Annotated in this window: 4 protein-coding genes; all 4 read right to left on the reverse strand. The window is 36.0% G+C overall.

All coding sequences use genetic code 11. From position 1 onward, the window contains the following. Window positions 1-111 precede the first annotated feature (111 nt). The 4 genes from ASU35_RS19140 to ASU35_RS04930 all read right to left on the reverse strand — a co-directional run bounded on the left by ASU35_RS19140 (window position 112) and on the right by ASU35_RS04930 (window position 1,630). On the reverse strand, window positions 112-279 hold the full coding sequence (locus tag ASU35_RS19140; RefSeq protein WP_156059354.1) for a hypothetical protein: 168 nt from the start codon (window positions 277-279) through the stop codon (window positions 112-114). Further along, entirely contained in the window at window positions 255-869 is a 615-nt protein-coding gene (locus ASU35_RS04925; RefSeq protein WP_058351943.1) for a Fic/DOC family protein, read from the reverse strand. The genes ASU35_RS19140 and ASU35_RS04925 overlap by 25 nt, the downstream gene beginning before the upstream one ends. Window positions 870-872: 3 nt before the next feature. Beyond that, complete coding sequence (locus ASU35_RS19145) at window positions 873-1,043, reverse strand: hypothetical protein (RefSeq protein ID WP_156059357.1); 171 nt, start codon at window positions 1,041-1,043, stop codon at window positions 873-875. Between the two features lie 272 nt (window positions 1,044-1,315). Beyond that, window positions 1,316-1,630: a tyrosine-type recombinase/integrase gene (locus ASU35_RS04930; RefSeq protein WP_242861204.1), complete on the reverse strand. Its 315-nt coding sequence runs from the start codon at window positions 1,628-1,630 to the stop codon at window positions 1,316-1,318. Window positions 1,631-1,662 lie beyond the last annotated feature (32 nt).

Here is a 1,662-nt window from a genome sequence, read left to right on the forward strand (position 1 = left end):
ATTTTTCAAGGTACTATAGGAGAAGGGACAAATCTATTTATGGTTTTGACCTCAATATCTTTATTATTCTGCCATTGCTTATAATGCTCATATGAGCGTTTCACTTCTTCATCAGTCATAAGTCATCTCCTGTCCATCTTTCACCCCAAACATTTCCTCAATTTCATTATTACAAGCATCAAAATCGTCCGGTACAACAAATTTACCTTCTGCGACACCAATTCTCTTAGATGTTGCTTCTACCTGCACCGGTCTCATAAATCTATCTCTTTCACACATTTTCTGATTAACGCCTCCATTTTTTCATAATTGCACATGAATGCAGCCACACTTGCTTCCAGCATTTCCCCCTCACCTGCCATAGAAAAATCAAGATAAAAATTGCCTGTATTCTTACATAACTGCTGACAAAAAATCCGTTGGGTTCGACCATTGCCCTCTCTAAAAGGGTGTATCACATTTATTTCCGATAGATAATATGCTATCTTCTTGCTCACATATTCAATATCCTTCTCACCCTTCAAGAAATTATCCTGTTTCAGTTTCTCATACAACTCTGAAAATTGTACTTCGATAAACTGCACCAGACAAAATATATTTCCTTTTGCAATATCAACAGTTCGTATCTGCCCTGCCCAATCATAAATATCTTCAAAAAGAAACTTATGAATACTTTTCAAATGAGCAAGATCAAAATTGCCTGTAATTCTATCTGCTAAAACAGCAGCCTTGACAATCGAGATTTCCCTCTCCACCTTGCTTAGCTGCTGTCCATTATGGATGTCAAATTTGTTCACTAATACCTGTGTGCCGGGATAACAATATTTTACATCCCCATCATCCTTGTATTCATAATAATATTGATCCATTTTCTATTCCTTCTCTACCATATACTTGTGTTTTATTTCCTTTATGACATCCTCCAAGCTGCGTTTTCCTGTCAGTACATCCATGATATTCTTTTCATCGTTTTCTGTTGCATACATCCCTTCCATTGCAAATGAAGCCTTTGTCGTATCTAAAACAGCCTTAGCCGGTATCATAATAATCCCTTCTTTCTTCTTAATTTCCTCATTTATATTATAGCAGAAACATCAAAAAATTACACCATCGTTTTCTGTGATACATTCGGTTCCTATTACACCTTGGACGAATGAGCGTAACCTTTTTGTGTTTTCCTTACTCCGCACCTCCATGTATCACATCATGGACTAAATGGAATGAAATTATTTTTTAGTATAGCACAGATTTACATAGTTGTCCATTATTTCCAAACATTTGTTCCTTTATTGTATGCATCATACCATAAACATTTTTAAGATACCTCATCTAAGTATTCTCTAGTATCTATTACAATATCCAGAAGTTCTTCCTTAAATTCATCGTCCGTTTCCGGTCCTGGCATCACCTCCTCCATGAAATCAGAAATTTCCGGTACACAGTCGGCTATAATGCCCTGATTATCGCCATACACATCTATTGTAATAATCTCCTTCGCATGCCCCATCAGCTTCGATACCGCTTTTGGATTAAAGTCATTCTTCAAAAGCAGGGTACAAAAGGTAACTCTAAGATCATGCCAGCGTATATCAGGAAGACCGTTTATAAATGGTACAATATATATGTACAAAAAATCCAAAATAAAAATGTACAAATGCTATA

The sequence above is a fragment of the Acetivibrio ethanolgignens genome, assembly GCF_001461035.1.
GTDB lineage: Bacteria > Bacillota > Clostridia > Lachnospirales > Lachnospiraceae > Velocimicrobium > Velocimicrobium ethanolgignens.